The 21744-nt window shown below is 71.0% G+C and carries 31 protein-coding genes and 1 pseudogene; 6 read left to right on the top strand and 26 right to left on the bottom strand.

The genetic code is table 11. The features are described from left to right. Positions 1-23 precede the first annotated feature (23 nt). From MQP27_RS41575 to MQP27_RS41475, 21 genes are all read right to left on the bottom strand, one after another. The gene (locus MQP27_RS41575; protein ID WP_242775409.1) at positions 24-242 is read right to left on the bottom strand and encodes a hypothetical protein; all 219 of its coding nucleotides are present in this window, start codon (positions 240-242) and stop codon (positions 24-26) included. Beyond that, a complete protein-coding gene (locus MQP27_RS41570; RefSeq protein WP_242775408.1) occupies positions 239-1783 on the bottom strand; it encodes a hypothetical protein in 1545 nt (514 codons plus the stop codon). Before MQP27_RS41570 ends, MQP27_RS41575 begins: the two co-directional genes overlap by 4 nt. A 39-nt stretch (positions 1784-1822) precedes the next feature. After that, entirely contained in the window at positions 1823-2347 is a 525-nt protein-coding gene (locus MQP27_RS41565) for a hypothetical protein (RefSeq protein WP_242775407.1), read from the bottom strand. 26 nt (positions 2348-2373) lie between these two features. Then, positions 2374-2595: a hypothetical protein gene (locus MQP27_RS41560; protein ID WP_242775406.1), complete on the bottom strand. Its 222-nt coding sequence runs from the start codon at positions 2593-2595 to the stop codon at positions 2374-2376. A gap of 203 nt (positions 2596-2798) precedes the next feature. Beyond that, positions 2799-3422 (bottom strand): hypothetical protein, encoded by a 624-nt coding sequence (locus MQP27_RS41555; protein WP_242775405.1) that lies wholly within the window; start codon positions 3420-3422, stop codon positions 2799-2801. After that, positions 3419-3892 carry a hypothetical protein gene (locus tag MQP27_RS41550; protein ID WP_242775404.1) on the bottom strand — a complete coding sequence of 158 codons (474 nt, stop codon included), beginning with the start codon at positions 3890-3892 and terminating at the stop codon, positions 3419-3421. The genes MQP27_RS41555 and MQP27_RS41550 overlap by 4 nt, the downstream gene beginning before the upstream one ends. Continuing rightward, positions 3889-4152: a hypothetical protein gene (locus MQP27_RS41545; RefSeq protein WP_242775403.1), complete on the bottom strand. Its 264-nt coding sequence runs from the start codon at positions 4150-4152 to the stop codon at positions 3889-3891. Before MQP27_RS41545 ends, MQP27_RS41550 begins: the two co-directional genes overlap by 4 nt. An 18-nt stretch (positions 4153-4170) precedes the next feature. After that, a complete protein-coding gene (locus MQP27_RS41540; RefSeq protein WP_242775402.1) occupies positions 4171-4494 on the bottom strand; it encodes a hypothetical protein in 324 nt (107 codons plus the stop codon). After that, entirely contained in the window at positions 4491-4802 is a 312-nt protein-coding gene (locus MQP27_RS41535) for a zinc finger domain-containing protein (protein ID WP_242775401.1), read from the bottom strand. Before MQP27_RS41535 ends, MQP27_RS41540 begins: the two co-directional genes overlap by 4 nt. 17 nt (positions 4803-4819) lie before the next feature. Further along, the gene (locus tag MQP27_RS41530) at positions 4820-5863 is read right to left on the bottom strand and encodes a zinc finger domain-containing protein (protein WP_242775400.1); all 1044 of its coding nucleotides are present in this window, start codon (positions 5861-5863) and stop codon (positions 4820-4822) included. A gap of 282 nt (positions 5864-6145) precedes the next feature. Then, a complete protein-coding gene (locus MQP27_RS41525) occupies positions 6146-6460 on the bottom strand; it encodes a WhiB family transcriptional regulator (RefSeq protein ID WP_242775399.1) in 315 nt (104 codons plus the stop codon). Further along, entirely contained in the window at positions 6461-6898 is a 438-nt protein-coding gene (locus MQP27_RS41520) for a hypothetical protein (protein WP_242775397.1), read from the bottom strand. A gap of 274 nt (positions 6899-7172) precedes the next feature. Further along, a complete protein-coding gene (locus MQP27_RS41515; RefSeq protein ID WP_242775395.1) occupies positions 7173-7841 on the bottom strand; it encodes a VVA0879 family protein in 669 nt (222 codons plus the stop codon). Continuing rightward, positions 7838-8119, bottom strand: coding sequence for a hypothetical protein (locus tag MQP27_RS41510; protein ID WP_242775393.1), 282 nt, complete (start codon positions 8117-8119; stop codon positions 7838-7840). The genes MQP27_RS41515 and MQP27_RS41510 overlap by 4 nt, the downstream gene beginning before the upstream one ends. Then, complete coding sequence (locus tag MQP27_RS41505) at positions 8119-8736, bottom strand: hypothetical protein (RefSeq protein WP_242775392.1); 618 nt, start codon at positions 8734-8736, stop codon at positions 8119-8121. Before MQP27_RS41505 ends, MQP27_RS41510 begins: the two co-directional genes overlap by 1 nt. Then, on the bottom strand, positions 8733-9323 hold the full coding sequence (locus tag MQP27_RS41500) for a hypothetical protein (protein WP_242775391.1): 591 nt from the start codon (positions 9321-9323) through the stop codon (positions 8733-8735). The genes MQP27_RS41505 and MQP27_RS41500 overlap by 4 nt, the downstream gene beginning before the upstream one ends. After that, on the bottom strand, positions 9320-9712 hold the full coding sequence (locus MQP27_RS41495; RefSeq protein ID WP_242775390.1) for a hypothetical protein: 393 nt from the start codon (positions 9710-9712) through the stop codon (positions 9320-9322). The genes MQP27_RS41500 and MQP27_RS41495 overlap by 4 nt, the downstream gene beginning before the upstream one ends. Further along, a complete protein-coding gene (locus tag MQP27_RS41490; RefSeq protein WP_242775389.1) occupies positions 9709-10320 on the bottom strand; it encodes a hypothetical protein in 612 nt (203 codons plus the stop codon). Before MQP27_RS41490 ends, MQP27_RS41495 begins: the two co-directional genes overlap by 4 nt. Further along, entirely contained in the window at positions 10317-11345 is a 1029-nt protein-coding gene (locus MQP27_RS41485) for a BN159_2729 family protein (protein ID WP_242775388.1), read from the bottom strand. Before MQP27_RS41485 ends, MQP27_RS41490 begins: the two co-directional genes overlap by 4 nt. After that, complete coding sequence (locus MQP27_RS41480; RefSeq protein WP_242775387.1) at positions 11342-11953, bottom strand: RNA polymerase sigma factor; 612 nt, start codon at positions 11951-11953, stop codon at positions 11342-11344. Before MQP27_RS41480 ends, MQP27_RS41485 begins: the two co-directional genes overlap by 4 nt. Before the next feature lie 94 nt (positions 11954-12047). Then, on the bottom strand, positions 12048-12329 hold the full coding sequence (locus MQP27_RS41475; RefSeq protein ID WP_242775385.1) for a helix-turn-helix domain-containing protein: 282 nt from the start codon (positions 12327-12329) through the stop codon (positions 12048-12050). Positions 12330-12563: 234 nt separating this feature from the next. Here MQP27_RS41475 and MQP27_RS41470 point away from each other — a divergent pair, with 234 nt between their 5' ends. The 3 genes from MQP27_RS41470 (at position 12564) to MQP27_RS41460 (ending at position 16349) form a co-directional block, all read left to right on the top strand. Further along, the gene (locus MQP27_RS41470; protein ID WP_242775383.1) at positions 12564-13043 is read left to right on the top strand and encodes a helix-turn-helix domain-containing protein; all 480 of its coding nucleotides are present in this window, start codon (positions 12564-12566) and stop codon (positions 13041-13043) included. Positions 13044-13046: 3 nt separating this feature from the next. Beyond that, the gene (locus tag MQP27_RS41465; RefSeq protein WP_242775381.1) at positions 13047-13640 is read left to right on the top strand and encodes a hypothetical protein; all 594 of its coding nucleotides are present in this window, start codon (positions 13047-13049) and stop codon (positions 13638-13640) included. Positions 13641-13970: 330 nt separating this feature from the next. Continuing rightward, complete coding sequence (locus tag MQP27_RS41460; RefSeq protein ID WP_242775379.1) at positions 13971-16349, top strand: glycoside hydrolase family 31 protein; 2379 nt, start codon at positions 13971-13973, stop codon at positions 16347-16349. Here the strand turns inward: MQP27_RS41460 and MQP27_RS41455 are convergent. Together MQP27_RS41455 and MQP27_RS41450 are read right to left on the bottom strand one after the other, a co-directional pair. Continuing rightward, complete coding sequence (locus tag MQP27_RS41455) at positions 16340-16876, bottom strand: NUDIX domain-containing protein (protein ID WP_242775377.1); 537 nt, start codon at positions 16874-16876, stop codon at positions 16340-16342. The genes MQP27_RS41460 and MQP27_RS41455 overlap by 10 nt on opposite strands. Positions 16877-16923: 47 nt before the next feature. Next, positions 16924-17142 (bottom strand): annotated as a pseudogene (locus MQP27_RS41450) (M15 family metallopeptidase); the annotation flags it as partial. 294 nt (positions 17143-17436) lie between these two features. Between MQP27_RS41450 and MQP27_RS41445 the strand changes: the two are divergent. Further along, positions 17437-17679, top strand: a complete 243-nt coding sequence (locus MQP27_RS41445) for a GntR family transcriptional regulator (RefSeq protein ID WP_242775376.1) — start codon at positions 17437-17439, stop codon at positions 17677-17679. A 43-nt stretch (positions 17680-17722) separates the two neighbouring features. Here MQP27_RS41445 and MQP27_RS41440 read toward each other — a convergent pair whose 3' ends face one another. The 3 genes from MQP27_RS41440 to MQP27_RS41430 form a co-directional block, all read right to left on the bottom strand. After that, positions 17723-18889: a methyltransferase domain-containing protein gene (locus tag MQP27_RS41440; protein ID WP_242775375.1), complete on the bottom strand. Its 1167-nt coding sequence runs from the start codon at positions 18887-18889 to the stop codon at positions 17723-17725. 299 nt (positions 18890-19188) lie between these two features. Next, complete coding sequence (locus MQP27_RS41435; RefSeq protein WP_242775374.1) at positions 19189-19668, bottom strand: DUF6415 family natural product biosynthesis protein; 480 nt, start codon at positions 19666-19668, stop codon at positions 19189-19191. Beyond that, complete coding sequence (locus MQP27_RS41430; protein ID WP_242775373.1) at positions 19665-19874, bottom strand: hypothetical protein; 210 nt, start codon at positions 19872-19874, stop codon at positions 19665-19667. The genes MQP27_RS41435 and MQP27_RS41430 overlap by 4 nt, the downstream gene beginning before the upstream one ends. Positions 19875-20085: 211 nt before the next feature. Here MQP27_RS41430 and MQP27_RS41425 point away from each other — a divergent pair, with 211 nt between their 5' ends. Together MQP27_RS41425 and MQP27_RS41420 are read left to right on the top strand one after the other, a co-directional pair. After that, the gene (locus tag MQP27_RS41425; RefSeq protein ID WP_242775372.1) at positions 20086-21282 is read left to right on the top strand and encodes a helix-turn-helix domain-containing protein; all 1197 of its coding nucleotides are present in this window, start codon (positions 20086-20088) and stop codon (positions 21280-21282) included. Continuing rightward, entirely contained in the window at positions 21260-21703 is a 444-nt protein-coding gene (locus tag MQP27_RS41420; protein WP_242775371.1) for a GNAT family N-acetyltransferase, read from the top strand. Before MQP27_RS41425 ends, MQP27_RS41420 begins: the two co-directional genes overlap by 23 nt. The last annotated feature ends 41 nt before the right edge of the window (positions 21704-21744 follow it).

Genomic DNA, 21744 nt, shown 5'->3' with positions numbered 1-21744 from the left:
CAGATGGTTGGGGCCTACGGGGCTTAGGGCCGGGATTCGTCGGGTGGCTCGTCAGGCGGACTGCCAGTGGCTGGCGCCTCGGCGTCGTAGCTGGGCGCGGATTTTCCGCGGCGGCGCCGCGCGATGTGCACGACCACAGCCGGGAGGCCGAGTAGGAGTGCGGTTCCGCTCAGTACGCCGGCGGCGATCCAGGCCAGGGCTGCGGCGATGAAGACGACGACGGTGTGGACGACCTCATTCACGTCGCCGGCCCCGTAACGTTCTCCGCGCCGGTGCCGTCGACGGGGCCGCCGTGTTCGACCCGGTCGGCGCCGTGCTCCAGCGTGGCGGCGACATCGTCCGCCCACGCCTCCTCGTAGGCGTCACGGACGAAGTCGGCGCAGCGGCGCATGACCTGGGCCTCGTAGCGAGCCAGCGCTCGTGCTGCGTCGTCCGGCTGTGCACTGATGCCGCTCGTGGCCTGCGATAGCAGGTACAGAGCCCCAAGGGCATTACTCCCGGGGTCGTCCAGGTCGCAGCACAGGGCACCGAGTGCAGCGTGCGCCTCGATCGCGGCATTCTCTAGTTGCCCGAGCGACGTCTCCGTCTCCTCGCCGGTGTCGGCTGCCGCGGGCTGCACCGGCACGGTGTGCGTCGTCGGCATGGCGCGGGGGCTGCTCGCTGCCTGCTCCGGGAAGCAGACCGTGTTACCGCCCGGGTCGTGGACCCACCATGCGGCGAGGGTGCCGGTGATGCGCCGGATGGGCTTGCCGCAGTGCGCGCAGGACGCAGGCTGCGTCTCGGTGTCGGGCTGGGGCGCCTCGGCGGCCAGCTCGTTCACCTTCCTGTGGATCTCCTCCCAGGAGGCTGTCTCAGTGTCGAGACGGAGCGCGAGAGACAGAGCAAAGCGCCAGCCACCGATGACGGATCGACCCTGCTCGATCAGCCCCTGGTGGCCCTCGCGCATGCAGCGTGCGCCCACCTTGGCCAAACCTCGGTCACGCTCGTTGTCCTGCGTCAGGACCTCGACCTGCGCGCGGAGGCGGCCCTCCTCGGTGAGTGCAGGCGGCGGCACATCGACAGCGGACGCCCCGCTGACGGCCTGCATGGTCGGGCACGGCCACGGCACCCACCAACCCACCGGATCCGGCTGCCGCTCCTCCTGCGAACAGGTCTGGCACCAGCGGGTGTCGCCTTCCCCTGCGACGGGCTGGTGCAGCGCGGCGATGCGGTCGCGGAGGCTGCCGTCAACACCAGACACGACAGCGGCGAGGAGCCGCTCCACGAGCACGTCGAGCGGCTGCCAGGCGACGATCCGGGGCGTGCGCGCACTGCCCGCTTCGAGGAGGGGGACGACCATCTGAGGAGGCGAGCCCCCGACGACAGCCATGGGCGCAAGCGTCTTGACGACGCGGTCGCGGAGCACGCCGACGGCAGGCGGGGCAGCAGGCTCAACCAGGTGCAGCCCGGCCTCCTCCAGCTCTTCGGGTGTCACGGCCAGCAACGACAGCTCGGCCGGATCGTCAGCGAGAGCGCGCAGCCAGCCTGTCGGGACGTCCTGTCGCCGGTGGTAGGTCTCGACATGCTCGGCAACGAGACGCAGCAGCGCCGCCTCCAGGCCGTCGCGCGCCTCCTCGATGCGGTCGTTGTAATCGGCCTGCTGCCGCTTGCCCTCGGCGGTGAGGGCCTCGCCGCTCGGGTGGTACTTGTGGTGGCCGTAAGCAGCGAGCTGGAACATCTCAGAGTGGGCGACGTTGTACGCCTTCTGCGTATCGGTCAGATCGTCAGGGGGCTGGCCGGGCATTGATCTGGTCCTCCTGGGGCGGTCGGTCGGCAATGCAGGTCAGGCGGCGGTGAGGCGCTGTCGGCCCGCGTCGGTCACGGTCACGCGGTGGCCGCCGATGTTGGACACGCGGGTCGTGCGGATGTAGCCGGCCTTCTCCAGCGCCACCCAGATACCGATGGAGGCGCGGTGGCCGTCGCGAGACGCAACCCGCCAGACCCGGCGCAGGCCGTCGTCGTAGACCATCGGCGGCTCGTCGTACTTGGCGATCTCCCGCAGCAGTCGCAGTGCAGTGGCGCCGTTCGCGGACGGCTTCGGGCGCGTCTTCTTCTCGGCCTGCTGGGCGTCGAGTTCGGCGAGGGCCTGGCGGCCGGCGTCGGTGATGCGAACGGGGGCGTCCTCATTCTCGTAGTCGATGAGCTTTGCCTTGCTCAGCGGCCAGAAGGTGCGGGCGTTGTAGCAAGACAGAGTGTTCGGGTGGGAGAACCGACCGCGGCTGGCGTACCGAAAGAGGACGCCGTTACCGGTGTCGTACTTGGCGATCTCGCGGAGGAGCTTCTGCGAGGCAGGAGGCAGCGTGGTCATGCTCTGTGCCCTTCGTGGTCGGGCGGTTACAGGCGGGCGATGACGTTGGCGGCGTCGCGGTCGGTGGCGTGGCCGTGTTGGCCGGCCCAGTCCGCGATGTCGAGCGGGTAGCGCTTGTCGAAGTACGTGATGACGACGACCGGGCCGTCCTGGCGGACCTTGTGGTCGGGGTCGTCGGGGCGGTGGGCTTCGGCGATGACGGCGGCGGCGTGCTGTTCGTCGAGGCAGGCGAGTCGGATGTCGGGCATGGTCAAGTGGTCTTTCGGGATGGCGAGTTGGCCGGGTGGGGCGGGGCGCGGGGTGTTGAGGTTGCGTCGGACGGCGGCCGCGGCGCGGCCAGCCGGGGTTCGGAGCCAGCGGTCGCGGCGTTTGCGGCGGCAGCGGGGGCCGAGGCCGTCAGGGCTCGGCCGGAGAAGGACGTGGTCGCAGTCGCTGCAGCGGACCTCCGCTGTCACGTCGACGACGCCTGGAGAGTGTCGATGTGCTCGATGAGCGCGAGGAGACCGGCGCCGGCGTGTACGGCTTCCTGCCGGACGGCGTCGAGGCCGGTGTGGGGAGTACCGTCGGCGCGGGTGGCGGCAAGGACGCTCTCCGCCAGACTGCCGATGTCCTCGACCAGGGCCAGCACCCACTCCTGGAGCGTGTGCTCCTCGGTGCCCAACTTGGTCTTCTGCTCCTCTCGTTCGGTGTGGATGTCGAGGTAGGGGCCGGTGCGACGGGGGCTGTCGTAGTCCGGGTACACGCTGGGGCTCCGATCGGTCGCGGGATGCCGGTGGTTGGCGATGGTGTGCAGGGTGTCGATGCCGGTCGGGCTGGAGCGGGCGAGCTGGACGGCGGCGACGAGGGCCGGGTAGGCGCGAGCGAAGTGGCGCCGGTGGGTGGTGTCGGCTCCGGCGATCAGCGCGACGAGGCGTTCCCGGAAGTTGCTGGTCTGGTCCGGTCGCCCGGGCGGGTGGTAGCCGAAGTGCTGGAGGACGAGGAGCGTGTCGGCCGCGCTGATCGCTTCCGAGACGCCTGCGGGCGTCGGGGCGGGCGCTGGTCGGGGCGGGGGCGGGCAGGGGGTGGTGAGGGTCATGAGCGGGTGTCTCCGAAGAGGGCGGTCAGGACGCTGACGAGGTAGCGCCGTTGGGGCTGGTCGACGAGGTGGTGCGGTTCGACGCAGCGGTCGTGGCCGCAGGCGGGGGTGGCCGGGCCGTCGGGGTCGCGCCGGTGGCCGAGCTGGTAGGCGACGCGGCGCGCGGCGTAGACGTGCGGGCCGTGCTGGAAGCACGGGCCGCCGTCGGGGTCGAGGCCGCCGAGCCAGAGCAGGTGCCCGTCGGGGATGTGGCGGACCTGTCCCCAGAAGGCGTCCTCCAGGCTGCTCGGCCTGAAGCCGTGCGCGGAGTTGGCCGGGGCTCCGAGTTGCTCCCGTACGGCGGTCACGACGGCAGGGGCGACGCCGAGGCGGCGGACGATGTCTCGGTTCATCCAGCCGGCCCGGACGTGGGCTGCGACGTCTGCGCGGGTCAGCGCGTGGAGGCGCTCGCGCTCGCGGACGAGGCTCATGAGCGGGCCTCCGCGCGCTGGTCCAGGAGCTGTTCGGCGACGAGCTGCAGGGCCCCGTTGGCGGTGGACAGGTCGCGTCGGGTTGCGGCGAGGGCGCTGAGCGCGCGGTCGAGGCGTCCCCGCAGGTTCTGCCGCTGCTGCTCCAGCGCGGTCCCTAGGCGGCGCTGTTCGAGTTCCGCCGCCGTGCAGGTCTGGGTGAGCTGCTCCTGGAGGCCGGCCTGGACGGCGCGGAGGCGTCTGGTGGTGGTGAGACCGAGCATCGGGTGGTGTCCCTTCGGTCAGCTGCGGCCGCGCGGGGTGCGGCGGCGGTCGAGGCGGACAACGTTCTGGGGCAGCTGGAGGGGCAGCTGTTCCTGCTGGTTGGGGCAGGTGGCGGGGTGGGGCATGTGGAGGCGCTCGTAGCCCATGAGGGGCTGCTGCTCGGTGACCCGGCGTGAGACCCAGGCCGTGGTGCCGTCGCGGCGGACCGCGGTGTTTCCTTCGGGGTGCGGTGTGGGGTCGACCGCCAGGCGCTTGCCGCCGGGCGTCGTCGCGCCCGGGAGGGTGCGGGTCCACAGGACCCGGCGGCGGCAGTCGGGGCAGATGCCGGGGCCGTTGTTCACCGGGGCCGTCCCTTCACGTCGTGCGAGGCCTCCTCGAGCGCCGCCGCGTACGCCGCGGCAGCGGCCTGGGCGCGCTCGGAGTGGACGCCGGCCAGGGGCTGCCCGCTGTCCGCGCGGCAGGCCTGTCCGGCGGACGCCTGGCAGCAGGGGCAGTCGAAGTGGGCGGCGATCCAGGCGTCCTTGCGGCTGGGGTGGGGCTCGGGGCGCGCGTTGTTGTGGCGGTTGGTGCAGGGGCTGCCGGGGGCGGCGTGGCACCAGCCGCAGCGCTGCTCGAGTTCGGGGTGCCGGCGTTCGGCGCGCGAGGTCATATGGAGGTCCCCCTGGGTCAGGTTCCGGTTTCGGTGCGGGGCTGCCGTTCGGCGACCGCCCTCATCTGGGCGCCCAGTTCGGCGCGTTGCCGGTGGATGCCGTCCTGGGGAGCGCCGTCGGGGCCGGTGCACGGTTTGTCGACGGTGGCCTTGCAGTCGGGGCAGTCGGCGTTGGCGATGGCCCAGGCGTCCATCCGTGCCTCGTGCGCGGTGCCGCGCAGGCCGGCGCTGTTGCGGCACGCACCGCCGGGCGGCGCTTCGCAGTAGCCGCAGGGCACCGTCAGCTCGGGCGGGACGTACGGGGCCACGCTGCTGCCGGCGGCGAGTTCGCGTGTGACGCGTTCGCGGCCGTAGAGGCGCAGGGCCTCAGGGACGCCGTGCTCGGCGAGCGTGTGGCGGATGTCGTCCGTGGCGGGTTCGTCGTGGCCGGGTACGGCGAGCAGCAGGGGCGGCTGTGTCGACGCCGAAGAGGCCGTGGTCCGGCGTGTGCGGCCGGAGGGTGTGGGGACGGGCGCGAGCGCGGGCCCGTGAACGGGTCCCGGCGCTTCTGGGCTCCCCGCCGGGAGCGGGGGCCGGCGGTCGTGGACCCCGTTCCGCGACGGGTTCCGGACCCCGTTCTGCAACGGGGTCCGCCCGGCGGCCGGTTCGGCCGCACCGCTCGCCATCTGCTCGGCGAGCTTCTGCTCCTTGACCCGCTTCTTGTGCCGGGCCTGCGGGTTGTCGGTGTAGAGGTTCATGTGCACGTCCCAGTCCAGGCATCCGGCCTCGAGCGGGACGAGCCGGTACACGGAGTTGCTGTTGGGCCGCCGCTGCTCTTCGAGTACGCCCAGGGCCTTGAGGACCTTCTTGGCCCGGGAGACGGTCTCGTCGCTGCATCCGGCGACGGTCGCGATGGTGGCGGTCGCGGGATCAGCGTTGGTGCCGTCGGAGTTGGCGTACGACGCGATGACCCAGCCGATGTGCACCACCTTGGAGATCTCCGGGCGGTCCATTCGCAGCGCCTCGTCCCGCAGAGAGTTCATCCACGCGGTCCGGGGGGCCACCGGCTCGTTGGCGTTCACGAGAGTGCGCTCCTGGTGGCTGCGTGGGGCACGGTGGCTCCGATCGTGCGAAGGGACAGAGGTACGGGTGCTACTCGCGTTGATGCGGGCGGACGGCCCGGGCGGCGGCCGGTAACGAGGGGCGGGGCTCGTCCTTGTTCTGCAGCGCGGAGGGCGTGTGCAGGGGGCATCGCAGCCCCGTCAGGTACTCCCGCACGCCCTCGACAGCCAGGCAGTGCCGGCGCTCAGCGCCTATCCAGTGCCCGCACACCCGCGGCTGCAGGCTGCCCCGCCACAACCCGCTCACCGCACACCGTCCGTGGATTCGAGAACCGCAGCCATGCGCTGGCGCTGCCGGGCGAGTTCGTCCCGGCCGGCCGCGGTGTAGCCGCCGTACACGCCGAACCGGCTCCCGCACACCGCCTCGATCCGCATCGCGTCCTCGAGGCACTGCAGGCGTACGGCGCAGTGGGAGACGCAGAACCGGGCCGTGGCCTCGCGCTTCGCCCTGGACTTCGCGTGGAAGTCGTCCGGCCCGGGGCCGATTCCCTTGCCGCAGGCGGCGTCCAGCGCCCACTCACGCCCGTCCGCGCCGTGCGCCCATTCCAGGTCCGGCATTCAGTTCGCCCCCAACCGTTCGGCAGCAGCGTCGAGTTGGGCGGCGAAACTGCGGGCGTTATCGCTGTCGAGGGCGGCATCCGCCTGGTGCTCAGGTGCCACGCACCAGGCGTATTCGCAGGCTGACTTGGTAGACCCGACCGGGGGGTGCCCGTGCTCGATCCCGTAGGCAATCTTCCGGACAGACAGTTTCCGGCCGCGGTGGGTCAGGACCGGTGCGAGCCCCTGATCCCGTTCTCCGGTCCACACCATGTGTCCGCCGTCGAGCACGACCGTGTTGAGGGTGAACTTCTCCGGCACGCTCAGCTGCTCGATATGAGCCCACGCGCGCGCGGCCGTCCCACGAGAGATGCGGCCGCGGGCGCCGATCTGGGTGCCGGTCACGCCGGCCTCGATCAGCCTGCGCATGTCGGCTTCCTGGTTGTTTCGGATCGGCACGCGGCTCACCTCTCCCTCGGGGCACGCGGCCGCGGCAGGAAAAGCGGGCGACCGGCCCGCCCGCGGGCCCGTGCGGACGGCAGACCGCTGGCCGGGTGCCGGCCCATGGCCTCCTCCAAGCCCTCTGCGTCGACTCGCTCCTCGTCTCGATCCGAGGGGTCGTCGTGATCAAGCGGCTCGGATTGGAAGGGGCTGACGCGCGCGAGCAGCTTGCCGACGCCACTGACGAGCGCCAGGTAGGCCAACAGGCCGACCGGAACGATCAGGAACCACCTCATGACGTGCCACCGCCTCGGCTGGTACGCACGGGCCGGTAGAGGCGCCGAGCCGGGTTCCCGTCATCCACGATCAGATGGCCTGCCTGGGCGAGTGCCTCAAGTTCTCCGCGGGTCTGGGAGCGGTTCAGTCCCTTCCATCCCCAGCTGCGGTAGACGCGGTGCACGTCGGCCGTGGTCACCGGCTTCCCCTTGTCCTGGATGTGCTTGAGCAGCCGGGGCAGCCGCTCGTCAGCCGGAGGCGGGGACGGGAGCGCGGCGGCTGCCTCCGCTGCACCCGTGGCCTGGCCCTGAGTCCCCGGCGCGGGAGCGAGTGGGAAGGAGTACATCGGCGCGCGGCGGTACGGGATGGCGACGAGCCAGGGGCCGTGGATGAAGCCGAACGCGGCGTACTTGCAGCCGCGGCTGGCGGTCTTCCCGAGGAGGCGGCCGATGCACTCCTGGCCGAGGACGTCCATCCACGCGGTCGGGCGGCCCTCGCGTTCGTGGTCCTGCGGGTTCGTCCGCGGGTTGGCCAGCAGGGCCTGCTGGATGTCGATGCCGGTGGCGATGTCGAGGCAGCTGGGGCACTGGAAGGCCCAGTCGCGCGAGTTGTCGCCGAATCGCTCCCGGGCCTCGGCCCAGAGTTCCTCTTGCGTCAGGGTGCGGGCAGGAAATGCCACCGTCATCGTCGTCCTCCCACGTTCCGGAGGTCGGTGCGGGCGCGGGCGATCGCCGCGCACCGTCCCGGGCAGTACCAGTGCGCTGCGGCGCCGTCCTTGCTCCCGGGGACGCGGACCATCCCAGGCGCAGGGCGTGGGCCGCTGGCCGGGGTGCCGCAGCCGTCGACGTGGCAGGCCTCGATGACCGGTGCGGACGGGACGGCGTCCTTCTTGGGTGCCGGCTTCCGCTTGCCCTTGGGGCTCAGCCAGAGGCCGTCGGCGTCACGCTCGAGCCGGGGTGGCATCAGGCGTCACCGCCTTCGAGGTGGGCCGCGATGAACTTGGCGGCCGCGGGGATGCTGCGGAGGTCCTGCTGGACGTGCTTCCACCGCGTCAGCCCGGGCGCGAGCGCCGCGAACTCGTTGTCGGGGTCCGGGACGGCGGCTGCGGTCCACACGAGGCCGCCCCGTTTGCCGGAGGTCAGGGTGATAGTGCCGACGACGTCGCCCTCGTTGACCCGCTTCACGCCCTCGCGGGTGACGACGTAGTCGTGCGGGTAGGGGTGCTCCGCCATGCGGCCGTGCGACGACCAGGGCTGCCCGGGCCACAGCAGGAGGCGGCTGGCGCGGCGAGGCCGCATGCCGTAGCCGATCGCCGTCGTCCGGGTGTGCTGCTCGCTGCGGAGTTCCGCCGTCAGGACGTGCGCGTTGCCGCAGGCCCGGCAGACGAGGCGGATCGTCGTCAGCTCGAACTCATCGCGGTGCGGGCAGTCCTCGTCCGAGCACGAGTGCACCGGGCTGGCCGTCCGGCCGCGCAGCGCCTCGTGGTCAGTGTGGACCTGGGCTTCCCAGTTCGGGCGCGGGCAGCGCGGGGCGTGAGGGAGGTCGTGCCAGCCGACGTAGGAGTTGAGGGGGCCCTTCATGCGCGCCGCCCGTCGTGCACTGTTCGGCCGTTCCGTACGACGGTGAGGGTGTGCGGGCCCGCCTCGAACCACAGCTGGTACAGCGGCTCGTCGGGCGTCTCCGTCGGTGCGAAGCAGCCGGCCAGTCCCGCGTCCGGGGCGGTGTGGTGGAGCAGGCGCAGCTCGAGCTCGCCGGGGTAGAAGCCCTCACCGGGCTCGACGGCATACGTCTCGCCCCAGGCCGGGGCGGAACCGGCGGCCTCGTAGTGGACGTGGACCAAGTCGCCCGCGCGGCTGGGGTACCAGGGCGCCGTCTTGAGCGCCCGGTCCCCGGCGCGCAGGGCGCCGATCTCGCCGCCGATGTCGCGGGCGCGCTTGGCGTCCTGCGCGGCTTCCAGCGGACTCTGCTGCTGGGGACCGCGTCCGTAGAGGGCGGTCGCGAGCCGCTCGGCGAGCCCTTGCGGGCTGCCCGTCCAGGTGTCAGCCGCGTTCATCGCGCGGTCGAGGGTGTGCGCGACCGTGACGGTCGTGCGCGCCTCGCTGGCGCCCGGCACGAGCTTGACCAGCGTCTCGGTGATGATGTCTACGGCCCAGTTGCGGCGCGTCATCGCTCTTCACCGCCCTCGGCGAGCAGCTGCCCGAGCGTGATGAGGCTGTCGATCCGGGTGATGCGGTCGCGCCTGCACGAGCTGCAGGGCTGCACGAGCTCAAGCCTGACCTCGGTCTTTTCCTTGCTGTGATCGATCCGGTACCGGAGGTACTCGGGCCGCCCGGGCTCGAGGTGGGCGGTCGCCTCCTCGGTCTCGTCAGGAAGGTCGGGCCCGGTGCTGTACTGCCACTTGAGCTCCTCGAATTCCTCGCCCAGCACAGCCTTCGCGCTGCCGCGGGCGAAGCAGAGGAACTCGGCGCGGGTCTCCTCCGCGATCTCGGCGAGCTGTCGCGGGGCTTCGGCCTCGTACTCGGCGTGGGCTGCGACAGCGAGTTCGATGAGGGTCATACGGCCACCTCGACGATCTGGGGCTGGTACTGGGCGGAGATCCATGCGGCGGCCTCGTCGACCGTGTCCAGCTCGTTCCGGCGGCGCGCCCAGCGCAGTTGGTCGTCGCCGTACGGGCCGGTCGGGTCCGAGATGGCGCTGGCCTGCCACCGCTTGCGGTACTGGGAGTTGGGGTACTGGGAGATCGTTCCGGCGACGTCCGCGGCCCGCGTCGGGATGTTGGGGGTGCGGGTGACCAGGTACTCGCGCGGCGCCTCGACACGGCCGGCCGCGAGCCGTTCGCCGGGCCACAGCCACAGGCCCTCGAGCTCGCGGGCCGCCTGCCCGTATCCGTAGGCCGGGGTCGTGGTGGTCGTCATCGCGACTTCTTCGCCGTGGATGAGGTGCACCGTGGTGCAGGAGCGGCACACCAGCCGGATCGTGAACCGGCTGAAGACGTTCGCGTGGTCGCACTCCTCCGCCTGGCACCCATGGACCTGGTCCTGGACGAGGAGACGCCCGCGCAGGCCCTGGTCGACGCACAGCTGCGGCTCCCACACGGGCAGCGGGCAGTCCTGGCCGTGGTTGATGTCCGTCCAGCCGAGGTAGAGGTCGCGGACGATGTTCACCGCTCACCCCCGGCGCTCTCGCGGGGCTTCTCGGCCGGGACGGGCGGCAGATCTACCGGGGTCATTGATCCGCCCGCCATCACGATGGACGCGAGGGGATACAGCTTCCCGTCGCCACCGCGCAGGGCCATCAGCGGCATTCCGCCTTCGGCCTGCCGCTGGCCGAGGTAGACCCATGTCCGCCCGCCCTGGTCGACAAGGCCGCGGCTGAGGTCGTAGATCCGGCCCCACAGGTAGAACGGCTCGCCGGCAGCGTCGCTCGCGGCCTGGAGGAGCCTGGGGACGTCGTGGGCGGTGAGATGGACGTCGACGCCGTCGATCTTTCCGGCTGCGACCTGCGCGTAACCGGCAGTCCGGGTCGGGGCGTTGAGCGGGGCGCCGATCGCTTCGAGCCAGTATTCCCAGTCGGAGAGCGCGAGTGCCCTGATCGCCACGGTGACCCGCTCGTGGTCAGCCGCGATCTCCATCACCTCGAGACGGCCGGCGTGCCGGGCCCTGAGGCCGGTTGCGACGGTGACGGCGCGTGCCCTCGCCGCGTCCCAGCGGGCGGCCGGGCCGTCCTCGGCCTGCGGCGGCCGGGCGGCGCCGGGGCGGACCTGTGCAGGCCCGTCGACTCGCTGCATCATCGGCTGCGGAGCGGAGTCCGCCGGCCGGCGGGTGCGGGGGACGACGACCGCGCCGCGGGTCGCCGCGAGCGGCTCCGCCGCCGTGACCTCCTGCTGGGGGCGCGGTCCGCTGGTGTCGCTGAGCAGACCCTTGCGGCGCAGAGCGGTGCAGACGGACACGGCCACTTCGCTGGGGTAGCCGCAGTCCTCGATGATCGTTTCGACGGCGACCCTGTAGGACTCGGGCAGGTCGCGGCGCGCTTCGATCTGGGTCCGCAGCCGCTCGAGGGTCTCGGCTCCGCGGGGACCCACCAGGCGTCCCTGCGCCTTCAGGTCGGCGACGAAGGACCGGGCCAACATCCCGAGCCTGTTGGCGAGTTCCTGCTCGACGGCATCGAGGGTCTCGGGTGTGGTCGTCATGCCGCCCCCAGGTACGTGGCGCGGAGGGTGCGGTTCTGCTGGAGCGTGCGCAGCGCCCGGTACTGGGCGGTCTTCGTGGCTCCCTCACTGAGGCCGAGGGCCGCGGCCGTCTCCGGGACGGACAGTTCTTGCAGGAAGCGCAGCTCAAGGATGCGGCGCTGCTGCTCCGTGATCTTGCCCATGGCCGAGACCAGCGCGTCGGCCTCCGCCTGCTCGAGGATCTCCTCCTCCGGCGGAGGAGCGACGACGCCCAAGTGGTCCGACAGGACGGGCATGTCGTCGAAGAGGACGAGCCGCTGTGTGGCCCGCGACTTGTAGTGGTCGTTGACGATGTTCCGGGCGATGGTGAAAAGCCACGAGCGCAGAGACTTTCCGGTCCACTGGAAGGTCTTCAACTTTCGGAAAGCCCTGAGGAACACCTCCGCGGTGATGTCCTCGGTCAGCGCCCTGTGGTTGCCGACCCGCTGACGGATGAAAGCGGCGACGGAGACGCGGTGCATGGCGTACAGCTCGCCGAAGGCGTCAAGGTCGCCTTCCTGCGCGCGGGTGATGAGGGCCGGTTCTCTCGTTCCGTCGTCCTGCTGGATGGCGTTAGCCTCAGTGATCAAGGCCTGCTCCGTTCATGTACGGATGAACTGTGGTGGGCTGGAAGTTGCACGGGGCTGCTCTTGGCCATGGCCCGGCCTGGGCAGCCCTGTGGTGTCAGGTCGCGAGCTGGCCCTTGGCCGGCGCCTTCCGCTGGCGGGGAACGCTGCTGCCGCGTGTGGCCTGCGGGTCTTCGTAGACGTACGTCTCGACGTGGCCGCCGTAGACGGCGCGGATGCGCCAGACGGTGCCGAGGCTGGGCTCCTTGTGGCCGGCCGCGAGCCGGGAGAGCGTCGCGTGTGTGATTCCGGTCTGCCGCGCGACGTCAGCTACGGACTTTGCGCCTTGTGACCTGGCCTTTTTCAGGACCTTGGTCATGTTCAGGCGGAGCATGGGCATGGCCCCCCTCTGGAACTTGCACGTGTGCAAGTTGGTTTGCATGCATGCAACGTATGCGACTAACTCGCACGCATGCAAGTTGCATCACGGAAGTCGACGCGGAATTTTTTTGAGCGCACGCGTGAGCGAGCAAGACCGCGCCGCCTGCGGAAACGAAAATCCCCACGCTGACCTGCGAACTTGCACGCGTGTAACCCTCCTGTGAGTTGCACACATGCGCGCTACTCTCGCGACATGCGGAGCATGGAAGATCCCCCCCACGGCAAGACGCGCGAGGAACGGCAGGCGCTCGCGGCGCGGGTCGGTGCGTACCTCACCGACCGCGCCCACGAGGCTGGCTTCGACGTCCGCCAGAGAGCAGGCGGACGCGCCCAACTCGCCGGCCTGCTCAGCGTGAGTCTCACAACGGTCAGCCGGACCCTGGACGGCAAGACCCTGCCGCTCCCCTCGCAGCTGACCGCCTGGGCATCAGTACTCGGCATTGATCATGGCGAGCTACTGGTTGAATCCGGACTCATTCCTCCCAAACGCCCCCCAGGGGACGCAAAGGAGGAGGTACCCTCAGCCACACTCACCCCGGATGTGGCGATGGATGCCTGGGGGATCACTGATCCCAAAATCCGCAAGATGCTCACCGGAAACATCGAGCAAGCGCGTTCTCTCCAGCAGGAGATCGATGCTGCCGACCGGGGGGCCACAGCAAGCAGGGGGTAACAGGTGGCATTCAGATTGGCGGTGGCGTCTGCGGCCTTCAGCGTGGCCGGCGGCGTCCTCGTCGGTGACGGCATCTGGAGACACAGCTGGGAAGCCGCGGTCACTGGTACGGGCATCATGGCTGCAGGAGCCGTCGGCGCCGTAGGCGCGGCCATGCGGTACACGCTGAAGGCGTTCGACGCCCGCACCCAGGCCCATGCCGATACGCAGCGTCGCAACGATTTGGCCATGCAGCAGCGCGAACACGACGTAGGCAGGCGCGAGGCGGCCGTCGACCGGCAGCGCACCGTGGCGGCGATCAGGATTGCCAGCTACGCCGCGTCCCTGGACGAAGCCCGCAACGCCAATGCCCGTCTCCAGAGCAAGGTCGTCGAGCTGCAGCAGGAACTCGACGAGGTCAACGACGAGCGCAACCAGCTGATTGTCGAGGAACTGATGCTGGCGAGGCAGCAGTTCACGTCGAAGGGCTACGGGCACTTGCGCGTCGCCGGGAGCGACGGGACGGCCGCGCCGACGCTCGGCCGCAGCCGGGCCCGCGATGTCACCCAGCTGATGCCCGAGCAGGAGCGTCACCTGCGGCGAATCGATACTCCATGAACGTCCACCTCCTTTGCGGTGAAGGAGGTTGACAGAGACGACGGAAGCCGCCCCCGGCTCTGCGACGGGGGCGGCTTCGTTTGCCTCCGGACGGCCCGGCAAGGGCCGTGGGACACCTCACGGATCTCTCACACGCATCTCACGGACTGTCCGAGGCGCGGAGGAAGGCACGGGCTCTGACCAGCGACGGAAGTAGTCTGGCGGAAGATCCGCCCACGGCGCGGAACGGTCTGATGACTTAGTCCGTGTCGTGAAGATGTGGTCCCAGCACGGGTGAACGGCAGTTGAACGGCACGCGCGTGTGGGGCGGTGAATGGCAGGGTGAGCAGCATGGACGGTCGTGACCTGGTGCGTTCGATGAGGGTGGTCGGTTCTGCGGGAGCGGCCCAGAGGTTGCGGACCGTGCGGGCGGCGTGGCGCAGGAGGCGTGCCGACGCCGGGGCGCTGCCGCCGCGGGGTGCCGAGCGTGCGCGGGTGCCCGGGCCTGTGCGGGAGGTGGAGCCCGGTCCGGGAGGCGGCGTCGTCCGGTTCGGCCGGTCCGAGCTTCGGATCGTGGTCGCGGTGAACGGGGCGGTCTTCTGGGGCTGGGACGGGGCCGCTCCCGAGCCGTCGTACGCCCTTGGGGGCCGTTTTCCGGAGCCTGATCCCAGGGCGGTCCTGGAGCCGGACAAGGACGGCGGCTGGCGGGTCGTGGCCGAGCGGATGACGGTCGTCGTCTCGCGGCACGGCGCGGTCGAGGTGCGTACGCCCGGTGGTGTGACCCTGCGCCGCGATCTGCCGCCCAGATGGTGGGAGCCGGTCGGGGGTGGCGAGGCGCGCTGGATGCAGCGCTCCGAGGTCGCCGCGGACGCGCGGTTCTTCGGGCTCGGGGGTCGTGCGTCGGGCCCGCGGCTGCGCGCCGGAACGTACCGCCTCTGGAACACCGACCCGGGGGGCGCGTTCGGTCCCGGCGACGATCCGCTGTACATCACCATGCCGGTGCAGCTGGTGGTGGCCGACGCGGCGACGCACCTGGTGTTCCACGACACCTCCTGGGACGGCACGGTCACGCTGCGGGAGGGCGAGGAGGGCGCGGGTTCCGGGCACGACCGGGCGGGGACGAGTGAACTGCGCGTGGACGGCGGCCCGTTGCGCTGCTGGGTGATGGTGGGCACCCCCGCGCGCGTGCTGCTCGCCTGGGCGTCGCTGACGGGTGCGCCGGCGCTGCCGCCCGCCTGGGCGCTGGGGCATCACCACGCGCGCTGGGGCTTCGGCAGCGAGCAGGAGGTGCGGCGGATCGTCGCCGGCTACCAGGAGCGTGGGCTGCCCCTCGACGCCGTCCATCTGGACATCGACCACTACGACGATCACCAGGTGTTCACGGTCGACCACGAGCACTTCCCCAAGCTGCCGGTGCTGGCCGAGGAACTGCGGCGGGACGGCATCCGCCTGGTGTCGATCGTGGATCCCGCGGTCAAGGCGGAGCCGGGCAACGCCGTGTACGACAGCGGCACCGCCGAGGACGTGTTCGTGCGGGACGCTTCGGGCCGGGTGGTGCGCGGGGTCGTGTGGCCCGGGGAGGCGGTCTTTCCCGACTTCACGCACGCGCGCGTGCGTGCGTGGTGGGGCGGGCTCTACGAGGAGCGGCTGGCCCAGGGGTTCGCGGGTTTCTGGCACGACATGAACGAACCGACCTCGTTCACCGCGTTCGGGGAGTCGACGCTGCCGCGCTCGGCCAGGCACGCCCTGGAGGGCCGCGGAGGCGACCACCGGGAGGCGCACAACGTCTACGCCCTGTGCATGGCCAGGGCGGGCTACGAAGGGCTGCGTGAACTGGCGCCCCAGGAGCGGCCGTTCGTCTTCTCACGGTCCGGGTGGGCCGGCATGCAGCGCTACGGGGGCACCTGGTCCGGCGACGTGGCCACGGGCTGGCCCGGGCTGCGGGCGTCGCTGTCGCTGGTCATGGGGCTCGGGCTGTGCGGGGTGCCGTACTCGGGGCCGGACGTGGGCGGATTCGACGGGAGCCCCTCCCCCGAGCTGTATCTGCGCTGGTTCCAACTGGGCGCGTACCTGCCGCTGTTCCGCACCCACGCGAGCATGCGGGCGGGGCGCCGGGAGCCGTGGGAGTTCGGTGCCGAGGTGCTGGAGCACGCGCGCGTGGCGCTCGTCGAGCGCCGGCGGCTGCTGCCGTACTTCATGACGCTGGCGCATCTGGCCCGGCGTACGGGCGCGCCCTATGTGCGGCCGTTGTGGTGGGGTGCGCCCGAGGACCGTGCGTTGCGCGACTGCGAGGACGCCTTCCTGCTGGGCGACTGCCTGCTGGTGGCGCCGGTGCTCGACCCGGGCGCGGACCGGCGGGCGGTCCAGCTGCCGCGCGGGCGCTGGTACGACACGGTGACCGAGCGGGCGTACGAGGGACCGGGGCAGGTGCTGCTCGACGCCCCCTTGGCGCGGATCCCGGTGCTGGCACGCGCGGGGGCCGTCGTCCCCGTGCGCGGGGACGACGGCGGGCTGGAGCTGGAGGTGTGGGCGCCCGCCCAGGGCCGCACGGGAGGCGGCCTGGTGGTCCCGGACACGGGCGACGGATGGGACGAGCCGGAACTCGAGCGCTACGTCGCCCGTTGGGCGGGACGGAGGCTGGTGGTCGAGCGGGAGGGCGAGGGCGGCCCGGTCGAGCCGCCCTACCCGGTCCGAGTGCGGGGACTCGGGGCGGACGGGGCTCAGACGTAGCGGCCCTCGAACCACGCCCGCACGGCCAGCGTGTGCAGCGGGAAGGCGAGCTCCTCCGGCCTGCGCAGCAGGTGCCAGCCCTCGGTCTCGTCCGTGGCGGCGGACGACGGCAGGCCGTCCGCCGGGCGTTCCGGCAGCAGCCCGAACAGCAGGAGGTGCCCGTCGGGGGAGCTCATGGCGTCGACGAGCCGTACGTCACGGCTCGCCGCGTCGATGCCGGTCTCTTCCTTGAGTTCGCGGACGACGGCCTGCCGCCAGTCCTCCCGGTGGTCGACGTAACCGCCGGGCAGTGCGATGCCGCCGCGCGCGGGGGCGACGGTTCGGGTGATGACGACCAGGGCGGTGCCCTTGGTGTCGTACACGGGCTGGAGTGCGATCGCGACCGGCAGCGGGTTGCGATAGGCCACGGCGTGGCAGACCGGACAGGTGCGGGGCCAGCCGGAGACGCCCTCTCCATAGGGCGCTCCGCAGCTCGAACAATGTGAGTCGGGCGCGGAGTTGGGGGTGGAGGATTGAGTTTCGGACACGCGGCGGACTGTATCCGATCAGGGGAAGGGCGTCTTCCGGAGGCGGCTCAGTCGCCGCTGATGAGGGACTTCCAGGCCACGGGGAAGTCGAAGTAGGTGTCCGGATAGGGCTCGACACCGCCCGGCTTGTACGTGTAGTGCCACCACTCCTCGGCGAGGTTCACGAACCCGAGGTCCTCCAGGGTGCTCTTGAGCAGCAGCCGGTTGTCGCGCTGTTCGCCCTGGATGCGGGGGTCGAGGGTGTGCGCGAGGGTGTCGAAGCAGTTCGAATGCAGGATGACACCAATATAGGCATAGGTCGGAGCTGTCGCGGGGCGATGGCCGAAAAGGCCCTTCCAGGGCCGGAGCCGGGCGTGAAAGAGCCCGTCCTGTCGGAGTCTTGCGGGACTCCGACAGGACGGGCGTTCATGGGGCGGCCTGTCGCCGCCGAGGTGGCGCACGCCCCAGGTGGCTGATTACCGCCGAGGCCTGGCTTGCCTTCACATTACATGGAGCATGCTATGGCGTACTAGGCATACCGTGTCTCGCCTGATGTGCTGTAGGACGCCTAGCTTGTCTCGGTGATCGACTTCGCCCCCGACGTGCCGCGCTGGCGCCAGGTCTACGAGGTGATCCGTCAGCGCATCGCCGACGGCACCTACGCGCCCCGCTCCCGCGTCCCCTCAGTGATCCAGTTGCAGCAGGAGTTCGGCATCGCAGGGGCGACAGGGCAGAAGGTCCACCGGCAGCTGCGGGAGGACGGACTGATCTACACCGAACCCGGCCTCGGCAGCTTCGTCGCGCAGCGGCAGCCGGGCGGATGACCCCGCCCGTCCGCCACGGGGGAAGCAGACGAGCGGGGCCAGCTCAGATATCCCAGGCCTGCGACGGATCGTCAAGCCACGCACGTTGACCGTCGGCTGTGACCGTCAGGCCGAGGCGCTCGTAGCCCGGCTCGCCGGAATCGCGCCACCAATCGAGCGCGGCAACCACCTGGTCCCAGAGCGTGCGCGGCCCGGACTGCCAGACCTGAGCCTCATCATGGCCTTCGCGGAACATGACGCACGCCCACGACCGGTCAGTCAGCCCGTAGAACCACACGGGCCGAACTCCCTCCCGCGCGGCCGCCGCCTGGCGGTAGCAGTCGCGGACACGAAGTCCGACGGCGAAAGAGCTGGCGGCAAACCGGTCGCCGAGCAGCTGCTCCTCCGTGACGGTCGTCGTGGACCGGTCGGCCCCGCCGACACCTTGAGGCACGTACACGTCATGCCCTGCGAAGGGAAGCCGCTGGGAGCGCAGCTTCATGAACTCCGCCGGGCCGGTGAACCGGCCTTCCGCGGACTTGCCGTCCTCGGTCACCTCCAGACGCGCGACGGCATCCTGGTTGCTGTAGTGCGTGCCCCACGGAGCCACGATCAAGCCGCCAGGCCGGACTTGCCCGAGCCAGCTCGACGGGATGCTGCGCAGTCCGGCCGTGGCGATGAGCCGGTCGTAAGGGGCGCCCGGCTCATCGCCGTCCTCGCCGTCGCGGGCGAGAACCGTGACGGGCAGCCCCACACGGGCGAGCCGGTCCCGCGCCTCGGCAGCCACCGAGGCGTCGATCTCGATGCTCACCACATTGTCGTGGCCGAGCCGGTGAGCGAGCAGGGCCGCGTTCCAGCCCGTGCCCGTGCCGATCTCCAGCACGCGCTGTCCGGCGCGCACGTCCAGGTCTCGCAGCATGCGGAAGACAACGGACGGCATCGACGCGGACGACGTCGGCACGTCGCCGCGGCCCACGCTTTTGCCGTCGTCCCATTGCGTCACAATCGGCACGTCGGCGTCGGCGTACGAGAACCACAGGCCGGGCTCCTCCCGCACGTCCACGGCGACGGTGGTGCCGGAGTCCATGTCGTACGGCCACATCAGCTCGGGGAGGAAGTCGGCACGACGCACAGCGGCGAAGGATCCGACCCAGTCCGTTGTCAGGGCGTTGCGTTCCAGGAGGGAGCGGCCCAGTGCGGACCGCCCCTCCTCCATTCCGTCGAAGGCCATCTCAGCCGATTGCCTTCGGCCCGCCATCGGGGGACGGCGGGTCCGACGGGCCGGGCCACGGCTCTCCGGGCAGTCCATCTCCGCCCTCTCCGCCGCCACCGCCGGCCATGCAGATCACTTCGTTCCTCATCGGTGTCTCCTGTTGGTCATCGTGCTCTCCGCCGGCCCAGGTGGGAAGGCGGCAGCCGTGGAACCCCTCCCGCCGCGGCTTGCGTTCCGCGACGGGAGGGGCGTTGGGGGTGCGACCCTGACCCTGCGGTCGCCTGGGGCCCTATCTCCGGGCGAGGGCGGCCGCGGCCTCAGCGGCGAGGACGCCCCGCCCGTGCGCAACGGGCATGGATGCGGCCGGAGCGGGCGGCGCCTCCGGACGGGCTGACCTTGTCGTAGGGCACAGATACGTCCGTCGCCTCGATCGTCTGGTCGCAGGCCAGGCACACGGTCACCTGGGTGAGCGCCTCGTAGTGGTCGCAGAGGGCCAGAACCGATCGCGCCAGCATCGTCACGCGGTCGTGCTCACCCATCAGCCCGGCCCGCTCGATCAAGCCGAGCCGACGCCGTGCCTCACCGACGCCGGCCAGGGCCACCTTCACCACGACCTCGTCAGGAGTACACGAGGCGATCTGCTCGATCTCCTTGATCAGCGCCCACAGATCACGGCTGAAGCTCGCGCTGTGCCTCTTGATGATCTCGTAACGCGGCACCATGTCCGGGGACATGTAGTCGCGGGCGACCTTACGCAGGGCCAGCACGTCCAGGGTGGCGTGGTCGTCGGTCTTCACCGGACCGCTCCCGCCTGCCGGTGCAACGGGCACGCACAGGGCGGCAGTTGTGTGCCCATGCCCTCCAGCGGAGGCGTCTGCCCGTAGGTGACCTTGACCGTGGCACGCGGCGCTGTGATCACGCCCTCGGCGGTCACCGTGTACACCCTGATCGTCATCTTCGCGCCCCGTGTGCGCTCCCGGGGCGGGGCGGTACCGTTCGTCATGTCGACGCTCCCTTTCTGCATTGAGCGTTGGCCACTCCCGGGGCCGTTCGCGCGGTCGCCGGGTTCGACTTAGGGCCAATGTCCAATTCGCTGACGATGCCAGCTCTTGTGAGTAGCGTTTCCTGTGCGGATCGTCAGGACCAGAACCTGCGTGTCCGCAACCGTCCGCAAGCCTGCGGACACCGCGGACAGCGCGGACAGAGGACTGGTGATGAGCGAGACCTTCGGCCAGGCGTTACGGCGCCTGCGTGGCAGCAGATCTGTACGGGATGTCGCGGCGCTGGCTTCCTGCGGCAAGACCCACGTCTCCGACCTGGAGTCCGGACGGCGCTTACCTACCGCCGAGATGGCTGCCACGCTGGACCGGGCTCTCGGGGCAGACGGGGAGCTGATCGCGCTCGCCGAGCGCCGCCCGGGCTCATCCGTCCTGGACCAGGTCGACGCACTCCAGCGGGGGCTCACCGAGTCTCTGGCTGCCGGTCCGATGACAGATGCGGCACTCGATGAGTGGGCGTACACCGTCGAACGCCACGGCCGCGCCACCCGCTACCGGGCCGAGGGCGAACTACTGGGTGAACTGGTCTCAGACTTCCAGGATCTGCGGCTCGTTCTCACACACCGGCACCCGGCCGCCACGCACAAGAAGCTCACCATCACGGCGGCCCGGCTCGCCGGACTGATGGCCCTCACTCTCCTCAAGCTCGGCGACGACCGATCCCGCGCCTGGTGGCGCACCGGGCGCGCGGCGGCCGCCGCTGCGGACGACCGGGCCACCATGAGTTGGATCTACGCCCAGGAGGCCTACCAGCTGTACTACGGCGGAGACCTCTTCGGGGCCGTCGACCTGGCCTCCCGAGCACAGCACCTCGCCGGCGGCCTCCCATGCGTCGGACCGGCCCTGGCCGCGCCGCTGGAAGCACGGGCACACGCCATCCTCGGAGCCCGCGAGCAGACGGCACACGCCCTCGCCACCGCCGAAGCGGCGCTCGGCCGGCTTCCCGAGGGCGAGCAGATCGGGTCAGCGTTCGGCTACAGCGAGAGCCAGTTGCGATTCCACTCTGGAAACGCATGGACGCACCTGGGCGAGACATCCCGCGCAGCCACCGAGCATGAACGCGCCCTTGAGCTGTATCCCGCCTCCGACCATACGGACATCGCGCTGATCGGTCTCGACCGTGCGATGTGCCTCGCCCTGGACGGGGACCCGGCCGGCGCCGCAGTCCACGCCACACAGACGATCGTCGACCTGCCGGAGCAACACCGCTCCTCACTGATCATCTATCGGGCCCGTGAGGTTGCGGCTAAGGTGCCCCAGGCACGAGCCGTATCGGAAGTGCGGGTACTGCGCGAGGTGTTGGCGCTGCCCGCTGGCGAGAGGGGTAGCAGTGACGATCGAGAAGGCGACTGAGGCAGACGTCGAGATCCTGTCTCAGCTTCTCGGGGAGGTCGAGGCCTACTACGGCGGCACCGACGCTCCGGCTGATCCGGAACAGATCCGCGCGGCGCTCTTCGGCCCGCAGCCCGTCGCCACGACACTCATCGCCCGCGACGGCGGCGACGTCCTGGGCTTCGCCTCCTACAGCTTTCTGTGGCCCGCCGCCGGCGCCGACACCTCGATCTTCCTCAAGGAGCTGTACGTGCGCGAGGCGCACCGGCGCAAGGGAGTCGCTGGACAGCTTATGGACGCCGTCCGCGAGGCCGGCCGCACGGCTGGTTGCTCGCGCCTGGAGTGGCACGCGGACGCCGACAATCCTCCGGCGCTCGACTTCTACAAGGCCTTGGGCGTCGACCCCGACCAGGGCAAGGTCTTCTACCGCGCCGCCCTGTAGGGAACCGAGGGCGCTGTGAAGGGAGCTACCCGCCGCCCTGC

Origin of the sequence: Streptomyces cylindrosporus (assembly GCF_022698165.1) — a bacterium.
Taxonomy (GTDB): Bacteria; Actinomycetota; Actinomycetes; order Streptomycetales; family Streptomycetaceae; genus Streptomyces; species Streptomyces cylindrosporus.
This window is presented reverse-complemented; position numbering and strand designations above follow the sequence as displayed.